General features: G+C 46.5%; 30 protein-coding genes. 23 read left to right on the plus strand and 7 right to left on the minus strand.

Annotated features, from left to right (window positions below):
• Positions 1 to 63: 63 nt before the first annotated feature.
• The 10 genes from ccmA to CP950_RS02170 all read left to right on the plus strand — a co-directional run bounded on the left by ccmA (position 64) and on the right by CP950_RS02170 (position 7,751).
• On the plus strand, positions 64 to 738 hold the full coding sequence (ccmA, locus tag CP950_RS02125; protein ID WP_243391888.1) for a cytochrome c biogenesis heme-transporting ATPase CcmA: 675 nt from the start codon (positions 64 to 66) through the stop codon (positions 736 to 738).
• Positions 735 to 1,400, plus strand: coding sequence for a heme exporter protein CcmB (gene ccmB / locus CP950_RS02130; protein ID WP_096672191.1), 666 nt, complete (start codon positions 735 to 737; stop codon positions 1,398 to 1,400). The genes ccmA and ccmB overlap by 4 nt, the downstream gene beginning before the upstream one ends.
• A complete protein-coding gene (gene ccmC, locus CP950_RS02135) occupies positions 1,397 to 2,167 on the plus strand; it encodes a heme ABC transporter permease CcmC (protein WP_096672192.1) in 771 nt (256 codons plus the stop codon). The genes ccmB and ccmC overlap by 4 nt, the downstream gene beginning before the upstream one ends.
• The gene (gene ccmD / locus CP950_RS02140) at positions 2,167 to 2,355 is read left to right on the plus strand and encodes a heme exporter protein CcmD (protein ID WP_096672193.1); all 189 of its coding nucleotides are present in this window, start codon (positions 2,167 to 2,169) and stop codon (positions 2,353 to 2,355) included. The genes ccmC and ccmD overlap by 1 nt, the downstream gene beginning before the upstream one ends.
• Positions 2,352 to 2,786, plus strand: a complete 435-nt coding sequence (ccmE, locus tag CP950_RS02145) for a cytochrome c maturation protein CcmE (RefSeq protein WP_096672194.1) — start codon at positions 2,352 to 2,354, stop codon at positions 2,784 to 2,786. Before ccmD ends, ccmE begins: the two co-directional genes overlap by 4 nt.
• A complete protein-coding gene (locus tag CP950_RS02150) occupies positions 2,783 to 4,714 on the plus strand; it encodes a heme lyase CcmF/NrfE family subunit (RefSeq protein WP_096672195.1) in 1,932 nt (643 codons plus the stop codon). The genes ccmE and CP950_RS02150 overlap by 4 nt, the downstream gene beginning before the upstream one ends.
• Positions 4,711 to 5,241, plus strand: coding sequence for a DsbE family thiol:disulfide interchange protein (locus CP950_RS02155; protein ID WP_096672196.1), 531 nt, complete (start codon positions 4,711 to 4,713; stop codon positions 5,239 to 5,241). The genes CP950_RS02150 and CP950_RS02155 overlap by 4 nt, the downstream gene beginning before the upstream one ends.
• A complete protein-coding gene (locus CP950_RS02160) occupies positions 5,238 to 5,714 on the plus strand; it encodes a cytochrome c-type biogenesis protein (RefSeq protein WP_243391889.1) in 477 nt (158 codons plus the stop codon). Before CP950_RS02155 ends, CP950_RS02160 begins: the two co-directional genes overlap by 4 nt.
• Positions 5,707 to 6,906: a c-type cytochrome biogenesis protein CcmI gene (gene ccmI, locus CP950_RS02165; protein ID WP_096672198.1), complete on the plus strand. Its 1,200-nt coding sequence runs from the start codon at positions 5,707 to 5,709 to the stop codon at positions 6,904 to 6,906. The genes CP950_RS02160 and ccmI overlap by 8 nt, the downstream gene beginning before the upstream one ends.
• Before the next feature lie 89 nt (positions 6,907 to 6,995).
• Positions 6,996 to 7,751, plus strand: coding sequence for a 2OG-Fe dioxygenase family protein (locus tag CP950_RS02170; protein ID WP_096672199.1), 756 nt, complete (start codon positions 6,996 to 6,998; stop codon positions 7,749 to 7,751).
• A 20-nt stretch (positions 7,752 to 7,771) separates the two neighbouring features.
• On the opposite strand, the gene CP950_RS02175 is transcribed toward CP950_RS02170, so the two are convergent.
• Positions 7,772 to 8,173 carry a DUF2177 family protein gene (locus tag CP950_RS02175; RefSeq protein ID WP_096672200.1) on the minus strand — a complete coding sequence of 134 codons (402 nt, stop codon included), beginning with the start codon at positions 8,171 to 8,173 and terminating at the stop codon, positions 7,772 to 7,774.
• An 86-nt stretch (positions 8,174 to 8,259) separates the two neighbouring features.
• Here CP950_RS02175 and CP950_RS02180 point away from each other — a divergent pair, with 86 nt between their 5' ends.
• Complete coding sequence (locus CP950_RS02180) at positions 8,260 to 8,697, plus strand: universal stress protein (protein WP_096672201.1); 438 nt, start codon at positions 8,260 to 8,262, stop codon at positions 8,695 to 8,697.
• A 68-nt stretch (positions 8,698 to 8,765) separates the two neighbouring features.
• Here the strand turns inward: CP950_RS02180 and CP950_RS02185 are convergent, their stop codons facing one another.
• The 3 genes from CP950_RS02185 to CP950_RS02195 form a co-directional block, all read right to left on the minus strand.
• Complete coding sequence (locus CP950_RS02185) at positions 8,766 to 10,220, minus strand: M23 family metallopeptidase (protein ID WP_243391890.1); 1,455 nt, start codon at positions 10,218 to 10,220, stop codon at positions 8,766 to 8,768.
• 152 nt (positions 10,221 to 10,372) lie between these two features.
• Positions 10,373 to 11,299 (minus strand): dihydrodipicolinate synthase family protein, encoded by a 927-nt coding sequence (locus CP950_RS02190; RefSeq protein WP_096672202.1) that lies wholly within the window; start codon positions 11,297 to 11,299, stop codon positions 10,373 to 10,375.
• Positions 11,300 to 11,432: 133 nt separating this feature from the next.
• Positions 11,433 to 12,095 carry a site-2 protease family protein gene (locus tag CP950_RS02195; RefSeq protein ID WP_096672203.1) on the minus strand — a complete coding sequence of 221 codons (663 nt, stop codon included), beginning with the start codon at positions 12,093 to 12,095 and terminating at the stop codon, positions 11,433 to 11,435.
• Positions 12,096 to 12,124: 29 nt separating this feature from the next.
• Between CP950_RS02195 and CP950_RS09905 the strand changes: the two genes are divergently transcribed.
• From CP950_RS09905 to crcB, 4 genes are read left to right on the plus strand one after another with little or no spacing between them, the layout of a single operon-like run.
• Entirely contained in the window at positions 12,125 to 12,292 is a 168-nt protein-coding gene (locus tag CP950_RS09905; RefSeq protein ID WP_165766394.1) for a hypothetical protein, read from the plus strand.
• A 46-nt stretch (positions 12,293 to 12,338) separates the two neighbouring features.
• Positions 12,339 to 12,476, plus strand: coding sequence for a hypothetical protein (locus CP950_RS09910; RefSeq protein WP_165766395.1), 138 nt, complete (start codon positions 12,339 to 12,341; stop codon positions 12,474 to 12,476).
• Positions 12,477 to 12,486: 10 nt separating this feature from the next.
• Positions 12,487 to 13,266: a 4,5-DOPA-extradiol-dioxygenase gene (gene ygiD / locus CP950_RS02200; RefSeq protein WP_096672204.1), complete on the plus strand. Its 780-nt coding sequence runs from the start codon at positions 12,487 to 12,489 to the stop codon at positions 13,264 to 13,266.
• 10 nt (positions 13,267 to 13,276) lie between these two features.
• Positions 13,277 to 13,654 (plus strand): fluoride efflux transporter CrcB, encoded by a 378-nt coding sequence (gene crcB / locus CP950_RS02205; protein WP_096672205.1) that lies wholly within the window; start codon positions 13,277 to 13,279, stop codon positions 13,652 to 13,654.
• A gap of 9 nt (positions 13,655 to 13,663) precedes the next feature.
• On the opposite strand, the gene CP950_RS02210 is transcribed toward crcB, so the two are convergent.
• From CP950_RS02210 to CP950_RS02220, 3 genes are read right to left on the minus strand one after another with little or no spacing between them, the layout of a single operon-like run.
• Positions 13,664 to 14,185, minus strand: a complete 522-nt coding sequence (locus CP950_RS02210) for a chromate transporter (RefSeq protein ID WP_096672206.1) — start codon at positions 14,183 to 14,185, stop codon at positions 13,664 to 13,666.
• Complete coding sequence (locus CP950_RS02215; protein ID WP_096672207.1) at positions 14,182 to 14,727, minus strand: chromate transporter; 546 nt, start codon at positions 14,725 to 14,727, stop codon at positions 14,182 to 14,184. The genes CP950_RS02210 and CP950_RS02215 overlap by 4 nt, the downstream gene beginning before the upstream one ends.
• Before the next feature lie 23 nt (positions 14,728 to 14,750).
• Entirely contained in the window at positions 14,751 to 15,521 is a 771-nt protein-coding gene (locus CP950_RS02220; protein WP_096672208.1) for a sulfurtransferase, read from the minus strand.
• 91 nt (positions 15,522 to 15,612) lie between these two features.
• Between CP950_RS02220 and CP950_RS02225 the strand changes: the two genes are divergently transcribed.
• The 8 genes from CP950_RS02225 to CP950_RS02260 all read left to right on the plus strand — a co-directional run bounded on the left by CP950_RS02225 (position 15,613) and on the right by CP950_RS02260 (position 22,816).
• On the plus strand, positions 15,613 to 16,611 hold the full coding sequence (locus CP950_RS02225; protein WP_096672209.1) for a tripartite tricarboxylate transporter substrate binding protein: 999 nt from the start codon (positions 15,613 to 15,615) through the stop codon (positions 16,609 to 16,611).
• Between the two features lie 10 nt (positions 16,612 to 16,621).
• Positions 16,622 to 17,167 (plus strand): carboxymuconolactone decarboxylase family protein, encoded by a 546-nt coding sequence (locus CP950_RS02230; protein WP_096672210.1) that lies wholly within the window; start codon positions 16,622 to 16,624, stop codon positions 17,165 to 17,167.
• A 19-nt stretch (positions 17,168 to 17,186) separates the two neighbouring features.
• Positions 17,187 to 18,359 (plus strand): 50S ribosomal protein L11 methyltransferase, encoded by a 1,173-nt coding sequence (locus CP950_RS02235; RefSeq protein ID WP_096672211.1) that lies wholly within the window; start codon positions 17,187 to 17,189, stop codon positions 18,357 to 18,359.
• A 135-nt stretch (positions 18,360 to 18,494) separates the two neighbouring features.
• Complete coding sequence (locus CP950_RS02240; RefSeq protein ID WP_096672212.1) at positions 18,495 to 19,199, plus strand: MotA/TolQ/ExbB proton channel family protein; 705 nt, start codon at positions 18,495 to 18,497, stop codon at positions 19,197 to 19,199.
• A 21-nt stretch (positions 19,200 to 19,220) separates the two neighbouring features.
• On the plus strand, positions 19,221 to 19,637 hold the full coding sequence (locus CP950_RS02245) for an ExbD/TolR family protein (protein WP_096672213.1): 417 nt from the start codon (positions 19,221 to 19,223) through the stop codon (positions 19,635 to 19,637).
• A gap of 2 nt (positions 19,638 to 19,639) precedes the next feature.
• Positions 19,640 to 19,819 carry a hemin uptake protein HemP gene (hemP, locus tag CP950_RS10140; RefSeq protein ID WP_419185568.1) on the plus strand — a complete coding sequence of 60 codons (180 nt, stop codon included), beginning with the start codon at positions 19,640 to 19,642 and terminating at the stop codon, positions 19,817 to 19,819.
• Between the two features lie 6 nt (positions 19,820 to 19,825).
• Positions 19,826 to 20,401, plus strand: coding sequence for an energy transducer TonB (locus CP950_RS02255; RefSeq protein WP_096672215.1), 576 nt, complete (start codon positions 19,826 to 19,828; stop codon positions 20,399 to 20,401).
• 141 nt (positions 20,402 to 20,542) lie between these two features.
• Positions 20,543 to 22,816, plus strand: coding sequence for a TonB-dependent hemoglobin/transferrin/lactoferrin family receptor (locus tag CP950_RS02260; protein ID WP_207760180.1), 2,274 nt, complete (start codon positions 20,543 to 20,545; stop codon positions 22,814 to 22,816).
• The last annotated feature ends 6 nt before the right edge of the window (positions 22,817 to 22,822 follow it).

Genomic DNA, 22,822 nt, shown 5'->3' on the forward strand with positions numbered 1-22,822 from the left:
TTGAAGCTGTTTTAGCTACATAAGTGCGCTGCGAAGGGCCTTACAATGCCAAAGGCGGCTTAAATGCTTATCGCTGGCCAGCCAACCTTCATGACAGCCACTACTTCCTCGCCCTCTAGCCAGCACGTGTTATCACTTGAAGTGCGTGGCTTGAATTGCATTCGGGGTGAAAAGTTATTATTTTCCAATCTCCACTTTAGTCTGCACGCAGGTCAAGGTCTGCATGTTCGTGGTGAAAACGGAGCTGGCAAAACTAGTCTTCTTCGTCTATTAACTGGCCTCACTAAACCCGAATCTGGTGAAGTGTTGTTTTCAGGGATATCGATTGCTCAAGCATCAGAGTCGTATCGCCGAAATGTACTGTTTATGGGTCATCGCGATGCGCTTAAAGAGGATCTCACAGCCCTCGAAAACTTAGAGATGTATGCTGCCCTAGATGGTATTGAATTCAATACCGCCACTACGCTTGCTAGCCTGAAGCGCTTTAACTTAAAAGGGCGCGAAGACCTTCCGGTAAGTTGTTTATCGGCCGGCCAAAAAAAGCGCTTATTAATGGCGCGTATGACCACTAGAAAAGCCGTAGTGTGGATTTTGGATGAACCTTTTAATGGATTGGATCTCGTGGCGGTAAAGCTGCTGCAAGATCTGCTGGCCGAACAATTGCAACAAGGCGGAATCATTATCCTAACTGGGCATCAAGTTCTCCAATTACCTCAGCTTCAGGTGCTGGACTTATGAGCGCTTTTTTTGCCATGATTCGACGCGACCTATTGCTTGTCATGCGGCGTAAAAGTGAAGTACTCACGGTCCTATTCTTTTTTGTGATTGTGACCAGCCTGTTCCCATTGGGGGTTGGGGCTGATGCGGCCTTGCTTAGGCGGATTGCGCCCGGTGTAATTTGGGTTGCAGCATTACTTTCCACCTTATTGGGATTGCAACGCATGTTCGCGACAGACTACAGCGACGGCACATTGGAGCAATTGGTCCTATCACCCCAACCATTGGTTGTCTTGGTGCTTGGTAAAATCATCGCGCATTGGTTGATCTGTGGACTGCCGTTAGTCCTTTTAGCACCAGTGATTGGATTACAGTTTGATTTAGAAGCGAGTGCTTTAAAAGTCTTGGTATTGACTTTATTATTAGGCACCCCTGTTTTATCGTTGATGGGCTCTATCGGAGCGGCCTTAACCTTGGGCGTTCGTGGCGGCAATGTACTTATGAGTCTACTTATCCTGCCTTTATATATTCCCGTTTTAATATTTGGGGCAGGTGCAGTGTATGCGCAGAGTGCCGGCCTAGAGGTGGCTGACTATTTTTCTTTATTAAGCGCCTTATTGATTTTGGCATTAGCATTTGTACCTTGGGTGAGCACCGCCGCAGTAAAGATGGCACTTGAATGAATAACAAAAAAGAATTAATTAACGATCGCGCGCTGAACTGGTTTCAGTTGTCTAGCCCCAGCACTTTTTATCCAGTGGCTGGAAAAATGATCCCATGGTTTTGGGCCCTTACATTCATTTTTGGATTAGCAGGGCTATGGATTAGCTTTTTTGTTGCTCCGGTCGATGCGGTTCAGGGCCAAGGCTATCGGATCATCTTTATTCATGTACCTTCATCATGGATGTCGATGTTTATTTATGTTGTGATGGCGATCTGGGCTGGATTAGGCCTAGTTTTTAATACTAGGTTATCAGCCATGATGGCTCAAGCGCTGGCTCCAATTGGTGCATGGATGGCATTCTTATCCCTTTGGACAGGGGCTTTCTGGGGAAAGCCAATGTGGGGCGCTTGGTGGGTTTGGGACGCACGTTTAACCTCTGAACTTATTTTATTATTTCTTTATTTGGGATTTATTGCTCTGCAATCATCGATAGACAATAAACGGCGAGCAGATAAAGCAGGTGCCCTATTAGTATTAGTGGGGGTCGTTAATGTACCGATTATTTACTTCTCTGTGAAATGGTGGAATACCTTGCATCAGGGCGCTTCCGTCTCATTGACTAAGGCGCCGGCGATGGCGCAAACCATGCTTTGGGGCATGCTCTTGATGGCTTTAAGTTTATGGATGTACACCATCGCGGTTGGACTTATGCGCTTACGGGCCATTATTTTGGAGCGTGAGTCTCATGCGGATTGGGTAAAGCAATTGCTTGAGGTAAATCAGTGATGTGGAATACAACTTCTGAATTTCTGGCAATGGGAGGCTATGCTCTTTACGTCTGGAGTAGTTTTGGCATGACTGCACTGGTACTCATTTTGGAGCCATTGTTTTTGCGTGCCCGCATCAAGGCTACGCTGCGCAGACTCAAGCGGGAAGTTTTAGCTGATCGCCTTGAGCATGGAGAAAGCGATTGAAAGCTCGACATAAACGCTTACTGTTAATTATTGGCGGCTTATGCGTTGTCGGCGTAGCGGCGTTGCTAATCATGAATGCCCTCAACAGTAATATCGCTTTGTATGTCACTCCAAGCGACGTCTTTGCAGGCAAGGCGCCGCAGGGGCAGGCATTTCGGATTGGCGGAATGGTCAAAGAGGGGTCCGTAAAACGTGATGGTATTACTGTGCACTTTGTTATCACGGATTTGGTGAAGGATATCCCGGTAGCCTACACAGGAATTCTGCCAGATTTATTCAAAGCGGGAAAAGGGGCAGTGATTCAGGGGCGCTTAGATAACAGCGGTGAATTTATTGCAACTGAAGTATTGGCTAAGCATGATGAAAACTATATGCCCCCTGAGGCAAAACACGCCCTTGAGCAGGCACAGAAAATGGGAAATAAGCCATGATTCCTGAATTAGGGCTATACGCTTTAATCTTGGCTTTAGGGGTAGCCCTGATTCAAGGAGTGCTGCCTTTAGTGGGGGCGCACAGGGGACGAAGTGAGTGGCTGATGTTAGCGCGCCCCGCTGCCCAAACCGTCTTCTGCTTGCTGGCGTTAGCATTTGCTAGCTTGGCGTGGAGCTTCTATGTCAACGATTTCTCAGTTCTGTATGTGGCTGAGCATTCCAATTCCCAGTTGCCATTACTTTACCGAATTGGCGCTGTTTGGGGAGGCCATGAAGGCTCTTTGCTACTGTGGATCTTTTTACTGTCCACATGGACGGTTTTGGTTGCCCAACTTTCTAAGGCCTTAGACGACTTTATGGTCGCCCGTGTGATTGGTGTGTTGGGTTTGCTGATGACTGGCCTATTGTTATTCATTCTTGCAACCTCGAACCCATTTTTGCGTTTATTACCGGCTGCACTAGATGGACGCTCCTTAAATCCCTTGTTGCAAGATCCGGGCTTGGTGTTTCATCCACCGATGCTCTATATGGGTTATGTGGGATTCTCTGTGGCATTTGCATTTGCTATTGCCTCATTATTATCTGGCCGCCTAGACGCGGCATGGGTTCGCTGGTCGCGTCCATGGACCACTGCCGCTTGGGTATTTCTTACGATCGGTATCGCCTTGGGTTCGTGGTGGGCATACTATGAGTTGGGCTGGGGTGGCTGGTGGTTTTGGGACCCAGTCGAAAATGCATCTTTCATTCCTTGGCTAGTCGGCACTGCCTTACTACACTCATTGGCGGTAACAGAAAAGCGGGGCGGCTTTAAAAGCTGGACCGTCTTGCTCGCTATCACTGCGTTTTCACTATCGCTTTTAGGTACCTTCTTAGTTCGCTCAGGGGTCCTGACTTCGGTGCACGCATTTGCGAATGATCCTAAACGCGGAATTTTTATCTTAATTCTGCTTGCGCTGGTAGTGGGCTCTTCTTTAACCCTCTATGCGTGGCGTGCCCCTAAAAGTACCTTAGGTGGAAAATTTAACCTGAGCTCACGCGAGACTTTTATTCTGATGGGCAACGTTTTTTTAGTGGTTTCTGCAGCCTCAGTGTTATTGGGCACCCTGTATCCATTGCTGATAGACGCTTTGCATTTAGGCAAGATTTCAGTGGGCCCTCCATACTTTAATAGTGTGTTCGTGCCCATCATGATTCCTTTATTGGTATTTATGGGAATCGGTCCTTGGACGAACTGGAAAAATACCAATTTAATTGTTGTGATCCAGCGTTTATGGTTTGCTGGCGTGGTAGCGGTGCTAGCTGCAATTCTCATTCCATGGCTAATGGGCGGCTTTTCTTGGCTGAGTAGTGCAGGATTTCTATTGGCTTTTTGGGTAATTGCTTCTGGCTTCATGCAAGTGATGAGACAGGCCAAGAGCGGTAAGCCTACGCGCTCCTTTATCGGTATGCAACTAGCGCATTTGGGTATCGCCATTTTTGTCATTGGTGTCACGATGGTAGGTGGCTATCAAGAAGAAAAAGATGTGCGCATGCTCCCGGGTGAAACAGTCACCGTAGGTGGTTATCAGATTCAGATGCAAGGGGTTAGCGAAGTTTCTGGGCCCAACTATCAGGCGATCCGCGGGACATTCTTGCTTTCTCGCAAAGGTCAGGTTGAGGCTACTTTACTGCCAGAGAAGCGCAGCTATTTCTCTTCTAGTATGCCGATGACTGAAGCAGCGATTAACGCCAATCTCACGCGTGACATTTACGTCTCTCTAGGAGAAGAATTAGAAGATAAAGCCTGGGCTGTACGTGTGTATTACAAACCATTCGTCGATTGGATTTGGGGCGGTTGTCTATTAATGGCTTTAGGCGGAATATTTGCAATGACAGATAAACGGTATCGCCTCAAACTTTCTAAGAAACTGCCTAAGTTAGCCCCATGAAGGCCAAGCTCTATATTCCGTTAGTCTTATTTGTGGCGCTAGTGGGTTTCCTAGCAGTAGGACTCAATCTAGATCCGCATGAGGTTCCCTCACCACTAATTAATAAGCCAGCGCCTGCATTTGAATTGCCACTTCTGTCTGATCCTAATAAATCATTTTCTTCAGAGAGCATGAAAGGCCAAGTTTGGGTTTTAAACGTTTGGGCATCTTGGTGTATTTCCTGTCGCGAAGAACATCCGGTTCTATTAGAAATGGCCCAACAACAGGCGCTACCCTTGATTGGGTTGGACTATAAGGATCAACGCGCTGATGCAACGGCAAGGCTATCCCGAGAAGGCAATCCCTATCGTTTATCTGCATTTGATGCTAAGGGGCGCGTCGGTATTGACTACGGTGTTTACGGTGTTCCTGAGACCTACATCATCGATAAGGCCGGCATTATCCGCTTGAAACATACCGGCCCACTCACGCCAGAGGTTCTCACTAAGACGATTTACCCTTTAATTAGGGAGTTAAATAAAGCGTGAGATATTTATTCTTCGTTCTGAGCGCAATGGTTTTTTTAGGGCTTGCGGCAAATACACTATCCGCCAAGGAAGCCATTTCTTTAACGGATGATCCTGTTTTAGAGCAACGCCTCATTACTATTTCTGAAGAAATGCGCTGTTTAGTTTGCCAAAATGAATCCCTGGCAGGCTCGCGCTCGGATTTGGCAAATGATTTACGACAAGAGATTCGCGTTCAAATTAAGGCTGGCAAAAGTGATGCCCAGATTCGAGATTTTATGGTTGAGCGCTACGGTGACTTTATGCTTTACCGTCCCCCCGTTAAGCCAATTACCTGGTTTCTTTGGCTGGGCCCATTCGCCCTCTTATTGGCGGGTATGATTGCTTTGCTGACATATTTAAAACGTAGAAATAAAGAAATTATTGCCGCAGAACTCACTGATGATGAGAATCATTGCATTGATCTGCTTTTAAAAGAAAATCAGCATGACTAGCTTCATCATTTCCGCTCTCCTCCTGTTAGTGCTGACGCTATTTTTGCTACTACGCCCCTTCTTTTTTACGGTGCGAAGTAAGGCAGTCTCCCGTCAGCAAATGAATGCCGCCATCTATCGTGAGGAACTCGATAAGTTAGAAGTTGAGCGGCAATCAGGTGCGATAGATGAGGCTATGTATCAACTCACCCATGCCGAACTTCGTCAGCGCTTGTTTCAGGACACGCTTGAAAAAGACGACCAAGCTATTTCGAGATCACCTCGCATCACCATCGTTGCTATTGTGAGTTTTATTGCAGTGTTTTCAATTGGTTTTTATTTGGCCTTTGGGGATTTATCTAGTCTTTCGCAGGCCGACACATCAAAGCCGGTAACGCAAGCGTCTGTTGAAAAAATGGTTTCTGAGTTCGCTCTCAAACTGGAAAAAAATCCCAGTGATTTAAAAGGCTGGGCGATGCTTGCGCGCTCCTATCAAATTTTAGGTCGCAATCAAGATGCGGCGAAAGCCTACGAACGCGCTGGCCCGTTTTTGGATACGGATCCACAGTTATTGGCCAATTATGCGGATGTTTTAATAGGTAATGCAAATGGCAACTTTGCGGGCAAGCCATTACAACTCATTAATCAGGCATTAAAAATAGATCCGAACAATTTACTGGCTCTGTGGCTTTCTGGGACAGCCGCCTTTAATTCAGGTAACTACCGGGCAGCCGTCCAGTCTTGGGAGAAGGTGCAATCACAGGTTCAGCCGCAATCGGAGGAAGCCCAAGCCATTGCGAAGGCAATCGCTGAAGCGCGTACCAAAGGCAAGCTGCCCACACCCGCTACACCCACCTCAATGCCTTCAGAAAGAGCGGCCCTGAGTGGTAGCATCGATCTCGCTTCTGCCTTGAAGGCCAAACTGAAGCCAACGGATATCCTGATGGTGATCGCCCGCAAACCTGGCGAGAGAATGCCTGTTGCAGTTTGGAAGACACCTGTGACAAGTTTCCCGATGAAATTTGTTTTGAATGACTCTATGGCAATGAGTCCGAATCAACCGATTTCTCAACTCAGTGAGGTCACTATTGAGGTGCGTATTTCAGAGTCGGGTATGGCGATGCCTGCGGTAGGCGATTTAATGTCTGATGTACAGACTGTCAAGGTAGGTTCAAATCAAGTCAATCTGTTAGTGGACAAGGTCCGGCAGTAGCAAGCTACTGCTGGCAGCACCTGCCCCAATGAATGCTTAACTTGGTACTAAACTGACCATCCTATGCAGTATTGCCCTAAAATGAAGCGATGACTATTGCGAAATTGGCACCGCCACTCACGTCAGCTAAAGAAGCGGTTAACTCATTAAATGATCTTGGCTACGCCATCCTCTCCGCAGAAGACGTAGCTACGCTAGCAAAAGTAAACCTTCCCGAGCTGCAAACCTTAACCCGTTTTTGGGAAAATCTGCCAAGAGATCCTTATTTAAAGGATGGTGGGCGTTACCGCTTTCGACGTCATGTGAGTTACGAAGTTACTGGCGACGTCTTGACAATGGTGCCGCACCGGGCTCATTGGCAATCATTAAATTACAACGCCTTACATGGTGGAATTGAGCGGTGGTTTGAGCCAGCGGAACAAGCTTTGACCGGTAACGTTGCATGGCAAATGCTTATAAAGAGTATGTGCCATTTGCTAGATCAGTTGAGACCGGTAAGGACTTGGTTTATTGAAGCGCATCAATTTCGAATTGATACAACAGATGGTATTGGACGGCCAACCCCTGAGGGCGCGCACCGCGATGGTGTTGATTTTGTCGCCGTCTTCTTGCTTAATCGAGAAAATATTAAAGGGGGTGAGACCCGAATTTTTGACTCGGGTGGGTCGGCTGGTTTGCGTTTCACTTTGACCCAACCTTGGTCTTTACTCTTGATGAATGATGAGCGCATGATTCATGAATCCACGCCTATTCAGCCAGTTGGGGCACACGGTTTCAGGGATACTTTAATTCTGACTTTTCGCTCTAACGGTTTTCAGGAATCGCCTATTCAAAATCAGCAATAGTTTTTCAGAGCACCAAACGCTTAAGCAATACGCGTGCCAACCCAATAAGCCAATCCTGCGGCGATTGCGGTTACAAAACTTCCCCAAGCCATATCGATAAATGCTAAGTTCGTAGGAAAATCTCGCACGACTGCTAGATTGGTTAAGTCATATGTCATGTAGCAGAAGAAGCCAAATAGGGCCCCATAAGCTAAAGCATAGAGTAGTGACTGTTTGGTGAGGGCGGGTAGCACCACAAAAATACTGGCACCCAAAGCGTACAGTAAGTAAAAACCTAAGCCGGCAATGAGTTTGGGTTGGGTTGCCATCAGGGAGCCCATTTCTGTGCGATAGAGGTTTTTCGCTATCCCGAGCAACCAAACTAAATCGATGGCGACTAGTGAGATCAGAAATGTTGCGTAAACTAAAAAATACTTTAACAATTTAGTTCTCCTTTAGGCAGCACTGTGCCATCAATCAGTATTATGATGGAAAAAAGAACTGCTAAGTTTAATTAAAGGAGATATATATGTTTAAGCATTTATTAGTTCCAGTAGATGGTTCAGACCTGAGTAAAAAGTCATTAAAGAAGGTGGCCAGTCTAGCCAAAGCAGATAACGCCTTAGTTACGCTCATTTATGTTTCCGATCCAATGCCCCCTTTGTTGTATGCAGACAGTACGATGGGTTATATGATTTCTCAGAAGGAGCACAAAGACGCGTGCCAAGTATTTGCTGATGGCGTCTTTCAAAAAGCAGCCACGCAATTTGGCACAATCAAGGTAAAGACACTTCATATTGCTAATGTCAATTTAGCAGAGGGTATTTTGGATGGCGCTAAAAAATCAAAGGCGGATGTGATTGTGATGGCTTCGCATAAACTCACTGGCATCAAGAGCTTCTTATTGGGTAGCGAAACTCATGAGGTAATTGTGCATTCGAAGTTACCAGTGCTTGTACTGGGCTAAGCGGCACGTTTAATTCCCGTAGCAAAAGGATCCTCGCTGGATCCTTTTTTACACCCACTTCAGATTATTTAGTTTGGAGCGAGACTACCTAGTAGCAAGATCTCACTCGTTAACAAGCCGCTCTCATCGTCACGCATGGACCACAGGTTTAGCTGCATGCGTGCCGCATAAGGGTCTACGTAGACCCCGTCTTTTCTAAGTTCAAAATGGAGATGCGGGCCAGTGGAACGACCTGTAAGGCCAACATAGCCAATTTCAAAGCCGCGCCGCACTTCATTGCCAAGTTCCAGCTCGGAGTTGAATTTACTTAAATGGGCGTAATAGGTATGGTAGCTGCCTGGATGCTCCAAAATAATGAGATTGCCAAAGGCTCCACTAAAGCCCATGTGAACAACCTTCCCAGTAGCTACGCTAAAAACGGGTGTACCAATCGGAGCTGCATAGTCAATTCCCATATGGGCTCGGTATTTTTGTTTGCTAGGAGCCTCCGCGCTCGATGGGGCTGCACCTTTTTTATTGCTGACACGTTTAGATGTCGAAGTGACTCGCACACTACCGACTCCTCGTGAAATACGGCGATAGCTTAAGGGGTTAGTCCAGAAGGATCGCTCAAGAGCCTCCCCAGTGCTTGTAAAGAAGCCGCCTGGAATGCCGTCCCGCTCAACCCAAAACGCACTGGAAAATATTTCTTTAGTAGTTGGGTCAATGATTTCAACAGCCCGAATTTGCGCCCAGCGCTCTTTATCCCCAAAGTCAACAATGATGCGGACTACGCTGTTGGTATTTTCATGCGAGTTATTATCTTCTGGATAGATCTGCTTAATCACTCCATTTAGTTCCCATACAAGCTCGACCGGAAGCTTATCTCCAACTTTACGTGGATCATACAAAACATCTCGCAAGGGGATCTGAATCTCAGTAAGTTGCTTCGCCTCTTCTTTTAAATACTCTTGCTGAATTAGAAAGCTACCAGCAGCGGAGGGCGTAAAGGTCCACACCTCGGTTTTCGCATCTTGCACAGGACCATTCATAATGCTCAGGGAATCAAAACGGTTCCGACTCCCAAAAGCTACCGCGTAAGGGATGCAATCTCCTCTCATGCCATCAAAAAACCGTTTCGTTTTACTCTTAAAAAAATCAGCAAATGCCCGATCGTCAATACCAATTGCGTTCGGTAGCTTGTCTTCACTGTAGCTGCGACGTAAGCAACCGCGTTTTACCCGAAAGTCTAAGTTACCAGTGGTATTTCCTGTGAGCTCACTCTCCCCCTTTTTTTGGAAGAGCTCTGGATTCAGGTTCATGCTGTTGTAATTGGAAACGCGGTTAACGGCAGAAGGTTTTAAACCTATTTGTTTATTTGCAGTCCCACTAGATTTTTGTACAACGGGTTTAGGAGTTCTCTTTGGCTGTGTTGCGCTGCTAGTTTGCGCAAGCGCTTGAGAAATCATCAGCACATTCGATGGCAGGATTAGGCTCAAAAAGGTTAATCCCAAGCATTGCACCGCTGCTCGAAAAAGATACATTGTGTAACCGGTTTTTATGTTCACTGACTCATCGTCTGACGGAAAGGCCCCCATGCCGCCTGTTGCCTAATGAGTGCAGACAGCAGGGAAGTAGCTAGTGGGGATGCCTAAATGGGCTAATCTTAGTCCTGAGAGTAATGCTCTTGTTGCGCTTAGAGACCAGGCATGTTGAAGTGAATATTTTGTAATTCACTGAGTAACTTAGCTTGCTGGTCTTCGCTAAGTTGCATTAGTGGCGGACGCACGCGCAACCAATCGGGATCTTTACTGAAATGGGCAACTGCAGTTTTCATACCGGCAATCATCTGATATTGCTCAAATATTGCCCGTACTTGGTCTAAATCAATTTGGCGTTGATCGGCATCAGCTTCGCGCCAGTGAGCTGCTAGATGGGCAATTGCCTTGGGATTTACATTGACGGTCGCAGAAATACAGCCAGCGCCGCCAGCTCGCAGAGCACGTACTAAAAAGGCCTCGTTACCTGCATAGACTCTAAAGCCGGTAGGCGCTAATAATTTAATGACGGATTCGGTATAAGGCCAATTACCAGAGCTATCTTTGATGCCCACTACGGTGTTTGGATAGGCCTTTATTAAGCGCTCAAGTAAAGACAGGCTCAAGTTAATGCGTGTTACTGGCGGAATGTTGTAAATGTAAATCTGTAAAGCGGCGTCACCCACTTTTTGGATCACTTCAGAAAAGTAGGCAAAAAGCCCGTCGTCGGTGATGTCTTTGTAATAGAACGGCGGCAACATAATGACGCTCGTGCATTTGTGATTCAGGGCATGCCGAGTCATATTGACCGTGGCATCGATTGACGTGGCACCAGTACCTGGCATGATATGGTCGGTATCGAGACCGCCTTCAACCAAAGCGCTCAGCGTATCCATTTTTTGGACTGCTGACATGGAATTGGCCTCCGAATTCGTGCCAAAAATAGCTTGTCCCACCCCATTTGTCTCGAGCCACTGACATTGCTTAAGTAACTTTTTGGCGTTAGGGCTGCCGTCTTCATTAAATGGGGTGATGACAGGTGCCAAAACGGCAGGGAGTTTTGAAGAATGCAGGGTAATTGTCATAGTGACTCCATGAATGGAATAGTTTTGTTTTTTTAAGCGCCTAGGCATCTGATCGCAAGTCGATCCAATTTTTTAATTCTATAGGAAAAGGGCCCGAAAATTCGTTTTTGTGCACCAGATTTAGGCAGAAAACTCAAAAAATAAGGCGTAAGGGCGTCACGATGACGTTGATCAAACCCAAAAAGAATTGACTCAAGGGCTCCATCCAAAGGCTTCCAATAACGCCAGTAAACATCAATGCCAAGACTATAAAAAAGCCCCATCTCTCTAGGCGATCAAGAGCCATGGATTGCCGAATGGGTAATAAGCCCGATAACACTCTCCCGCCATCAAACGGGGGAATGGGCAGCATATTAAAGACTAATAAGCCAATATTCCACAATACCCCTGCCCTCGCCATGGAGGTAAAAAAGGGCTCATCTAGGCGGGTACCCAAAAGAATGACCCAAATCGCCATCCAAATAATTGCTTGAATGAAGTTAGAGCCTGGCCCAGCTAAGGCAACCCAGACAGAGTCAATTTTAGGTTTGCGCAGCTTGCCGTAGTTCACGGGTACAGGCTTTGCATAGCCAATAAGGAAGGGGGAGCCAGCCAAAATCAGCATCAGAGGAATCAGGATGGTACCAACTGGATCAATATGTTTTGCGGGGTTAAGGCTCACGCGCCCCAGCATATAGGCTGTGTTGTCGCCTAATTGACGAGCTGCGTACCCATGAGCCGCTTCGTGGATGGTAATGGCAAAAATCAAGGGAATCGCATTAATGGCGACAGCTTGGATAGAATAGTCAGTAATCATGACGATATGATATCTATAGGAGCAAACAAATGACTGATGATAAAAAACCAGCAGCAAAAACGCCAGCAAAGCCAGTTGCTAGCAAGCAAGCGATTCGACCACCAGCCCCTAAAGGCCCCTCAGGTCCAGGCGGACGTCCTCAAGCAGGCTTTGGTGGTGGTAAGGCGATGATGCGCAAGGCTGGCCGCGGCCGATAGTGGATAATTGCGCCAATACCCTAGTGGGTCCTATTAAGGAGTTGAAATGAACGAGTGGCAAACGCATTCCAAGGCAGAAATCAATAAAAAGATCCTCACCCTAGTGGTGATGTTGGCAGCTGCAACCAGCCTAGCCATCTTGTTTGCATTAGTTGCAGCCCATATTGGTTACGTATTCGGCTAATTCGCATTAAATGACTGGCCATCGCCAACCCGCCATATTTATTGGTCATGGCAGTCCTACCTACGCCCTCGAGCCCAATCGCTATACAGCGGCCTGGGCTTCTTTGGGGAAATCGCTTCGTAGACCAGATGCCATCTTAGTGATTTCTGCCCATTGGCTTACCCGCGGTACTTGGGTTACGGCCATGGCTAAACCTAAAACTATTCATGATTTCGGTGGCTTTTCGCCTGCGCTTTATGAGGTACAGTATCCAGCGTCAGGCAGCCCTGCATTGGCCGATCGCATCCAAGAGTTGTTGGATATTCCGGTGGTGCTGGAAGAGCATGAGTGGGGTTTTGATCATGGCGCTTGGGCTGTTCTGAAATACCTCTATCCATGCGCGGATATTCCTGTTGTCCAGTTGAGTCTAGATGGCTCAAAGTCTGCCGCTGAACATTACGCATTAGCAAAGCAACTGCGCCCTTTGCGCGCTGAAAACATTCTCATCTTGGCCAGTGGTAACGTGGTTCACAACCTGCGCATGATGCATTGGGAAGAAGGTGCCGAGCCTTATCTCTGGGCCAAGGACTTTAATGCTTTTTTTGTTGCAGAAATGCACCGTGATGATCATGCCGCATTGATTCATTGGGAAGAGCAGGGCGAGGCGGCACATTTGGCTGTACCGTCACCTGAGCACTATTGGCCTGCTTTGTATGCTCTAGCATTACAAGAGCAAGGGGAGCATGCCAATATCATTGTGGACGGCTTAGAAATGAGCTCTATCAGTATGTTGAGCTTTTCCATTCAATAGGATCTTGAATATGTGGTTATCGATATTAGCTATTTTCTGCGGGGCCGGACTCGGGGCTTTACTCAGGGCGGGCTTCAATGCCTCGACCGTGAGCGTAGCCTTGATTATTCCCTTGGGCACGCTTATTTCCAACTTGGTGGGTGGTTATTTGATTGGTATCGCCATTGCGTTCTTCGGCAATAACCCCAATTTATCGCCAGAATGGAGACTCTTTATTGTTACTGGTTTCTTGGGCGGCCTCACCACCTTCTCGAGCTTTTCGGCGGAAGTAGTTGGCTTTATGCAGCGCGGTGAATTGACTTGGGCACTGGGAACTGCTCTCTTGCATTTATTAGGATCGCTAGCCTTAACTTTCCTTGGAATTCTGACTTATCAAGCCCTCAAGTAAAGGGCTTTTCTAAATCAGCCCAAGCACTCCGAGCAAGGCGCCGACGATGATTAAATACAGTGGGTGCCAGCGCGTCAAAAGTAATATCAAAATCGCCCCGCTAGTGAGTGCGATTGCAGGCATTCCTTGATGAATTTGGTTCGAGATATCCCAGGCTGAACCCAATACTAGCCCTACCGCTAAAGCGCTTGCAGCAAGTTGAATGGTGCTCTTGACCCTTTGATTGCTTATCTTGTTCAGGTAGTTCTGTAAAAAATAAATCATGATGGAGGAAGGCCAGCAGATTGCTACAGAGGCAACTGCCGCTCCCAAAACACCGCCAACGTGCCAACCAATCAGAATGACCGTCATCAAGTTGGGTCCTGGCGCTGCTTGAGCGATTGCAAAAAAATCGGAGAAGGTTTGGGTGTTCAGCCAGTGCTCTTGTGTAACTGAGAGTCTGTAAAGCTCGGGGAGTAGTGCATTCACACCACCAAAGGCAATTGCGGAAAATGCAGAAAGCTTGATAAAAAGGTTAAGCAAGATATTCATTTTTTACCTGCTTTTTGCCAAGCTAAATAGAGGGCTACAGGGGAGGCAATCAATACTACCCAAGCCAAACTTAAATGAAAGTAGCCAGTTGCAAGGACGGTAATTAGCACAACGAATAACATCGGTGGATAACTAAATTCACTGCGCAACATTTTGAAACCAGTGCCCGCAATTAAGCCAATTCCAACCGCTGAAACCCCTCGCAGCATCCCGTGAACTTCCGGTAGATAACTGTAATGCTCATAGAGCATGCCTAATAAAATGACGATGATGCTAGGCCCCAAAAGAAGACCTGCAACTGAGCTTAGAGCCCCTGGAATGCCTGCAAACTTGCTACCAACACAGACGGCTAAGTTCACAATATTGGGGCCGGGAACAACCTGACAAATGCCAAGCATGGCATTAAATTCCTCAGGACTTAACCACTCTTCTTGCTCCACAAGTGTGCGCCTTGCCCAAGGCAAAACTCCCCCAAACCCAGAAAGACTGATCTTGGTAAAACCGATAAAGAGTTGCCTTGGGGAGAGTGTCTTTTGGGGCATATTTTGATCAAGTTGATAAGGCCTTAGGAGGCCTTCATTTTCTTGCGGATGGATTGCTCCAATGGAATGCTGTCTAGGGTTGGTTCGAGCGCTTCGCGTTCATCAAAGACAAAACAGCTCCCCTCATAATGAGCCTGCCCCACCTCTTCAAAGTATTTCAATATGCCGCCATCTAATTGATAACTGTGCTCCATACCAATTTCTCGCATGTACAGTCCTGACTTTTCACAACGAATACCGCCAGTACAAAAACTGACGAGAGTCTTATCAGCCAAGGCATCTTTCTGGGAAGTAATCGCTGCAGGGAACTCGGTAAATTTATTGATATTGAAATGCATCGCATTTTTAAAACTGCCGTAATCCACTTCGAAAGCATTGCGTGTATCTATCATCACTACCGGACGGCCTAAGTCATCGGTACCGCGATCTAGCCATTCTTTTAATTTTTTGGGCGCGATGAAATTGGCTCGGCCAGTTTCTGGACGAATGGTGGGATGATTCATGCGAATGATTTCAGCTTTGATTTTGATGAGCATTTTCTTGAACGGCTGATCATCCGACCAACTTTCCTTCACTTCGATTGCCTGAAAACGCGGATCACTTCTCAGCCAGTCCATAAATGCGCGCAACTTGGCCTCTTTGCCAGCCAAGAATAGGTTAATACCCTCCCCGGTGAGTAGGATGGTTCCCTTAAGCTCTTGAGTGGTGCACTCGTCAAGCATTTTGTTTCGCAACTCCGACAGATCATCTAAGCTGACAAATAAATAGGCAGCAATATTTAAGATGGGCTTCATTTCGACTCCGTTATTTCTCATAAGGACATTATCAAACAAGCCACCATTGCAGGGGTGTTAATCTTATGGCTTAAATAGGAGGAGACAATCCATGCAATTTTTATCGAAAATGGCCAAAAGAGCCTTACTTACCTGCCTTGCAGTAATCGGAATGATTGGTATTGCCAGCGCTCAAGCGCCGGGAGTAGGTTCGTGGCCTACCCAAAAACCTATTCGCTTAATTGCTGTGTTCCCACCGGGTGGATCAGTTGATCAAGTGGCGCGCATTTTGGCGGCCGCTCTACAAACGGAATTGAAGCAAAACGTGATCGTCGAGAATGTTGGTGGGGCTTCAGGTGTCATTGGTACTGCCGCAATGGCGCGCGCTGAACCTGATGGTTATACCTTTGCCGTGGTGTTTGATACCCACGGGGTAAACCCTAGTCTCAAAGACAAACTCCCCTATGACACCATCAAAGACATCGCTCCTGTTACTTTAATTGGCACTTCCCCAATGGTGTTGGTGGCAAGTAAGTCATCAGGAATTACCAGCTTTAAGCAATTGGTCGAGCAGTCAAAAAAAGGAAAGCAGTTTAGTTATGGCTCCATTGGTATCGGAAGCTTAGGTCACCTCGCCATGGCGCGCTTAGCAAAGCAATCCGGATTTGACTGGAACCACATTCCCTATCGTGGCGGCGGTCCTCTGATGCAAGATGTTTTAGGTGGGCAGGTAGAATTGGCTATAGGCTCTGAATTTTTGGTTAAGCCCCATATTGATAGTGGTGGCGTTATTCCATTGGTCGTTACAACGCCTAAGCGTTCACCAGCACTTCCAAACGTCCCAACGATTAGCGAAAGTGGTTTTCCTGGATTTGATGCGCCGGCTTGGTGGGCATTATTGGCACCTGGTAAAACACCGCCAGCGATTGTCAATGCCATGAATCAAGCTGCGACTAAAGCCTTGAAATCCCCCGCGGTAGCCAATAAGTTAGAAACCCAAGGAATTGCAGTGGTTGCAGGTGGACCAGAGACCTTGAGAGATTTTATTGGTAAGCAAATTGCCACCTGGGGTAAGTTTGTAATTCAAAATAATATTAAAGAAACCAATTAATTAGGTTTATATGTCCAAACGTCTTATTCCTTATCAGCCAATGGACTTGGCTGAGCCAGCAGATTTGGTAGCCGCAATTCGCAAGAGGCGCGGCGGTCAATTCATTAATTTGGATCGGATGCTATTGCATAGCGTCCCCATTGCAGAGGGCTGGAATCATTTCATTGGTGGGATTCGAAACCATTTGTCTTTAAGTCCAAAGCTTCGTGAATTAGCGATGTGCGGAGTTGCCGTCTTAAATGGCGCTGAGTATGAATTTATTCATCACGCCCCCCCATTTAGGGAAGCGGGCGGCACCGAGGTGCAAGTGACTGCACTGCGTTTGCTGGGCGAACCAAACTTTCCGATGGAACTCTTCAATTCTGTAGAGCAAGATACCGCCTCCCTCACTTTACAAATGACGCGTTTCATCAAGGTGGACCCGATTCTCATGCAGCGGCTTCAAGAGGTTTTGGGTAATACCGCAACGGTGGAATTAGTGAGTGTGATTGCCGCCTACAACATGGTGTCTCGCTTCTTGATTGCTTTGGACGTGACCCCTGAAGAACACAGTTAAATATGCTGCGGTGGACTGAGTGCTAATAGATGGACTGATTCAGTGGGAAGAGGGTAGTCAAGCCCATTCTGCCGGGTGGCATTCAGAGAACGGAATTAGCGCACACCAGAAAGTAGTGCTGGCCGACGACACGCTGACTGCGGATGCGGCATATCGTTTGGCTTGCGAAGGCACGGCACTGCTCTGGCGCGGAGATTTTCAAAATGCTCGCCAGCTATTACAAGCATTGGTTCGGAGGGTAGATAAGCCTTCTAAAAAGTCCAAGCGCAATAAAGCAAAAAATCAGCTTCAAGAGCATGGCGCACTTGATCAATTTCACCACCATCGCCTCGCCCAATCACAACGTGCGCGGATTCTTGGCATGATCTTGATTGAGCTGAATGCAGAGCATCGTATTTCCTTGAAGCGGGCACCTGATGTGGCTTTGGCCTGTTCTGAGGCTTATGGCTCAGCAACCGAGTCTTATGTGATTTCACTGCGAGAGTTATTGGGTGTGATTAGCGCCCATGAATGGCGTAAGAAGGGAGTTCCTGTTCCAGCTAATGAAAATGAAGTTATTCGGATTTATCCGCATTACGGAGTCTTTTCACCAGTGCGGGGCGAGTATCTTGAGTTGGTCTGGAATGCGGCTTTGCCTTACGCAGTAGACCAGCATTCATTGGCCTTTGATATTGGCGTAGGCAGTGGCGTCCTTTCGGTGCTGCTGGTCAAACGAGGCGTTCAAAGGGTCATAGCAACTGATAGCGATGATCGAGCGCTTGCGTGCGCCAAGGAAAACATGGCCCATTTGGGTTTAACAAACCAGGTTGAGATCCGCAAGGCCAATCTTTTTCCTGCTGGTCAAGCTGCTCTGATCGTCTGTAATCCACCTTGGCTGCCCGCAAGGCCCAGTTCGTCCCTTGAGCATGCAGTCTACGATCCAAACAGTCAAATGCTTAAAGGTTTCTTACATGGCCTGAGAGAGCACTTATTACCTGAAGGTGAAGGGTGGCTGATTCTTTCTGACCTTGCAGAGCATCTTGGCTTACGTTCCAGAGAAACTTTATTGAATTGGATAAGGGAAGCTGGATTAAAAGTGATAGGGCGTGAAGACATCAGGCCAAAGCACGGTAAGGTATTTGATCAAGAGGATGCCCTGCATGCCGCTAGGGTGGCGGAACTTACCTCGCTATGGCGTTTGCAGGCAGAGTAAGCAACCCTTTCAACACAAAGTGAATGAGGTTATTCGCTAAAAAGTAAATAGAAATGATTCTCAATTAGAATTTTGGGCTGATGCACGGCTTTAATAAAAGCCATTCACTCACTGCATTCTTTTTGGGAAGGTCGCATGCACTCAGGTAGTCATTTTGTGGATTTATGGATCAATAGTGGTTTGGTAATTAAAACCACCGCCGGTATTTTATTGTCGATGTCAGTGTTTTCGTGGACCATCATGTTGGTCAAAGCCAGGCAAATTTATATCGCCATGGGGCAGGCTAAGAAATTGGTGGGATTTTGGAATGCACCCAATCCACTTCAAGCGATTGATACTCTCCAGTCAACCGAGCAAGATAAGAATCCCTTCCTTCTTATATTAAAACAAGGTCAAAAAACAATGCAGCATCAACGCCATGAAAGTGCTTTAGTGCAGTCTTCCAGAGAAGCGCAAGAGAGCTTCGTGCTTCAGCTTAGGGTTGTGCTTGATGAATTTAAGCAGAGCTTGGGGGGCGGCTTAATCATATTGGCTTCCGTCTCCTCTACGGCGCCATTTATTGGTTTATTTGGGACGGTTTGGGGAATTTACCAGGCCCTAATGGTGATTGGGGGAGTTGGTCTAAATGGCCTTGATCAAGTAGCGGGTCCCATAGGTGAGGCGCTAGTGATGACTGCATTTGGATTAGCGGTGGCCATTCCTGCGGCACTGGGATACAACTTCGTCCGCCAAGGTAATCAATTGATAGTAAGCAAACTGAACCGATTCGCTGAGAATATGCGTAATGTGTATTTGGTGGAGGCAGCGTATCAGCATCAATCGATCGATCAATCTATTTAAATCCCTTAGGAGGAGAAAGTCATGAGCATCGATGGCTTCGAGACTGTACAAGACAACCTCATTCATGAGATAAATATCACACCGTTTGTGGATGTCATGTTGGTGTTGTTAGTGGTATTCATGATGACTGTCCCAATGTTGCAGCATGCGGTAGATGTTAATTTGCCGCAAGCAGGGAGCAAACCATTAGATGCTAAGCCTGAAATTATTAGATTGCATATTGATCATGCTGGAGCATACGTCCTCGATAAGCAAGCGCTTCAAGAAGGCGGTCTCTATCCCGCTCTTCAAGATATTCAGCAAATGAATTCTCAAACAACACTCCATATTTACGGAGATAAAAAAGTGCCCTATGAATTTGTTGCTAAGGCCATGAGTATGGCTAATTCCGTTGGCATTGAGAAAATTGGCTTTGTAACAACCCCTGGGGAAAAATAATGATGCAAACGGATCGGGAAAAATTATCGTCAACGGAGAGCTCATCACGCAATGCTAACGAGGAGAAAGCTTTTATTAGCTCACAATTATTTCGTGGCAAGAGTGCCATTCTGATTGACCATCGCGGCGAGCTATACACCTTAAGGATCACGCAGCTAGGGAAACTGATTCTAACTAAATAAGTTTCTATGTTGAGCTCTGCACATTATTCAATCTGGTTCAGGATGGGCCTTGCGGTATTGATTCTTCATACAGTTGTTCTGTATTTAGTCTCCGTGAACAATGCCCTTAGAAGCAATAATCAATCTCATCAATTGGTATCAGGCGAAATCATTAGTCAGCCCTCCAAAGCCCAATTGGCAAGCTCGGACCGTGCACCTCTCCTAAAAAATCCCCCTAGATTTATAAAAGAGTTTGTCAGTGCATTTGAGGAGGGGCAGAACTTAGTTCAGGAGAATTCAGGGGGCGAGCATGGCGATCATATTCCATCAGCTGCCTCACAGTCTTTGAATAATCCGAAGCCACCCTATCCTATTTCTAGTCGAGAAAATGGCGAGCAAGGCTATGTTGTTTTAAGTGCATGCATTTCTCAACAGGGACTTATTGAGAGATTAGAACTGCTGAAAAGTTCAGGATATATTGCCTTAGATCGATCTGCTCTCAATACCGTTCGCAATTGGAAATTTAGAACGGCAACTAGCAAGGGAATAAACGTCCCGATGTGTTATCGATTGCCAATCAATTTTGTTTTAACTGTTGAATAAAGGCATTAATAAAAAAGTAGTTGCTTCAGTGACAAATAGCCTTAAATTTTTTAATGAGAATGATTCGTATTAAAATGTAAGTTGACATCAATCTGATGTCAGTGATTTCTGAAACTTCACAGCCCGCCGCCGCTAGCTAGTGTGTCAATAACTAGAGGTGATATGGGTCCAGTATTTGAAATTCGTAAGATAGCCGTATTGATTGCTTTGTTCTGCTCAGCGTTGGCTTCTCAGGCGCAGTCAAACGTTAGTGGAAACGGTGAAACTGTAAATGCATTAAAAGGAGAGGCAACTCAAACAGAGCAGGACTTAAAAGAAGTGACGGTCAGCTCTACCCGCTCCATGAGAAGGGTTGATAACGCCCCTAACGTGGTCACTGTGACTACCGCAGAAGACATTCAGGAATTGGGTGCACGCAACGTTAGTGATGTGTTTAAAAACTCCGTTGACGTTACCGTTCCTCAGCAAACTGCCCGCTTTAGCTTGGCTGTCGGTAGTCAGGGACGGGCTGCTGAAGAGAGTATTAATATTCGCGGCCTACAAGGCAATAATGTATTGCTTTTGGTAGACGGCATCCGCATTCCTAATGCTTTTTCTTTTGGGGCATTGTCAACGGGCAGAGGCAATTTTTTAGATGTGGATGGCTATCGAAAGATAGAAGTGGTTCGCGGACCTTCATCAACCCAATATGGCAGTGACGGTTTAGCGGGGATTGTAAATTTCCAAACTTTTAATCCAACTGACTTTATCAAAACAGGGGAAGACAAAGGAGGTTTTGCTAAAACAGCTTATTCGAGTGTCGATAAATCTAGTAATACTACCTTTGGTTACGCGGGTAAGAACGATCAAGTGCAAGGTCTGATTCTCGGTAATGTAAGCGCAGGACACCAATATCAAAATCAGGGATCTGACTATTCCACGGGCACTACCCGTTCGGCACCTAATCCAGCTGACTATGGAAACTGGTATGTTTTATCTAAGGGATTGGTGGCGATTAATTCGGCGAATAAGCTAGGCCTTACCTATGAATCTCAAAGCGTTAACCGAAATGTCAATAATCTGAGTGATTTAGGTTCTTCTGGGGGAGCCTGGGGTCGACTAAATGTGGTGAGCTCGACAGCAAATGACACCACTACGAAAAATCGTGTTTCCGGAGATTACAACTATCAAGACCGTGCAGGTGAATATATTCAAAAGGCGAACGTCATGTTGTATTTTCAGGACGCTTCTGTGAAGCAACAGTCATACCAAATGCAGAGCGGTACGATTCCTTCGCCGTGGAGAGCCAGAAATAATAGCTATTCTCAGAACACATATGGAATTAATTCGACTTTGGAATCGAATACTACTGCCTTGGTTAATCAACGCTTGACCTATGGATTTGATTGGAGCTCAGCCAATATTTCAAGTCAAATTACTGCTGCTGGTAATGGTGTTTCAATCACACCTGCACCACAATCAATTTATGAACTCAGCGGCGCCTTCTTGCAAAGTGAAATGGAGTTTGGGAACCTTAGTCTTATTCCCGCGTTGAGATACGACGCTTATTCTATTAAGCCGCAATCTGGAGCATCTGCTATTAATAGCGGTTCTGCAGTCTCTCCAAGAGTGGGTGCAGTATGGAATATCACTAAAGAATTCAGACCATTTGCGAATTGGGGAACTGCCTTTAGCGCGCCAACCCCAGATCAGGCTTTGCCAAGTTACGCTGGGTTTGCAGGCCCCGTCCCTTATAAAAGTATTCCTAATCCAGATCTAAAGCCGCAGACAGGAATTGGGTATGAGCTCGGGATGCGGGGAAAGGTTGAGCAATGGCGCTACCAAGCTTCGGTCTATTCCAACAATTACAGTAACTTTATTTCTCAAGTATCTACACCAACCAACCCGATTATTTTTCAATATCAAAACTTAAATCAAGTGACAATCAACGGCTGGGATTTGCGCACGGATTGGATTTTCAGAAAAGGCTGGCAGGCAAATGCAGCTATGGCGTATAGCCAAGGTACGCAAAAACAGGATGGTGTTAGCGCGCCCTTAAATACTATTCAGCCATTACGAGGAATATTAGGCCTACGTTACGATTCAGCGGAGTGGGGTGGGTTTGCCAACTGGGTTTGGAATCAAGGGAAGTCGGCTAGCAAGGTGAACTTTAATGGAAATACCGGCGGCACTCCTAATCAATTTTTAAGCCCAGCATCCAGCGTACTCAATCTAACAGCTTACTGGAAGCCCTCTAAGCAACTTACCTTTAATTTCAATGTAAACAACGTATTCAACTCAACTTATTGGAATTGGTCCTCCGTCCAAAAGACGGTCACCACGGTCAGCACTCCTTCATACAACGCCAATGCCGTTCAACAATCCGCCACTTCTGCACCAAGAAACGCACAAATTTCAGTGCGCTACGATTTCTAAGGGGGG

This window comes from Polynucleobacter meluiroseus, assembly GCF_900205755.1.
In the GTDB taxonomy this organism is placed as follows: Bacteria; Pseudomonadota; Gammaproteobacteria; order Burkholderiales; family Burkholderiaceae; genus Polynucleobacter; species Polynucleobacter meluiroseus.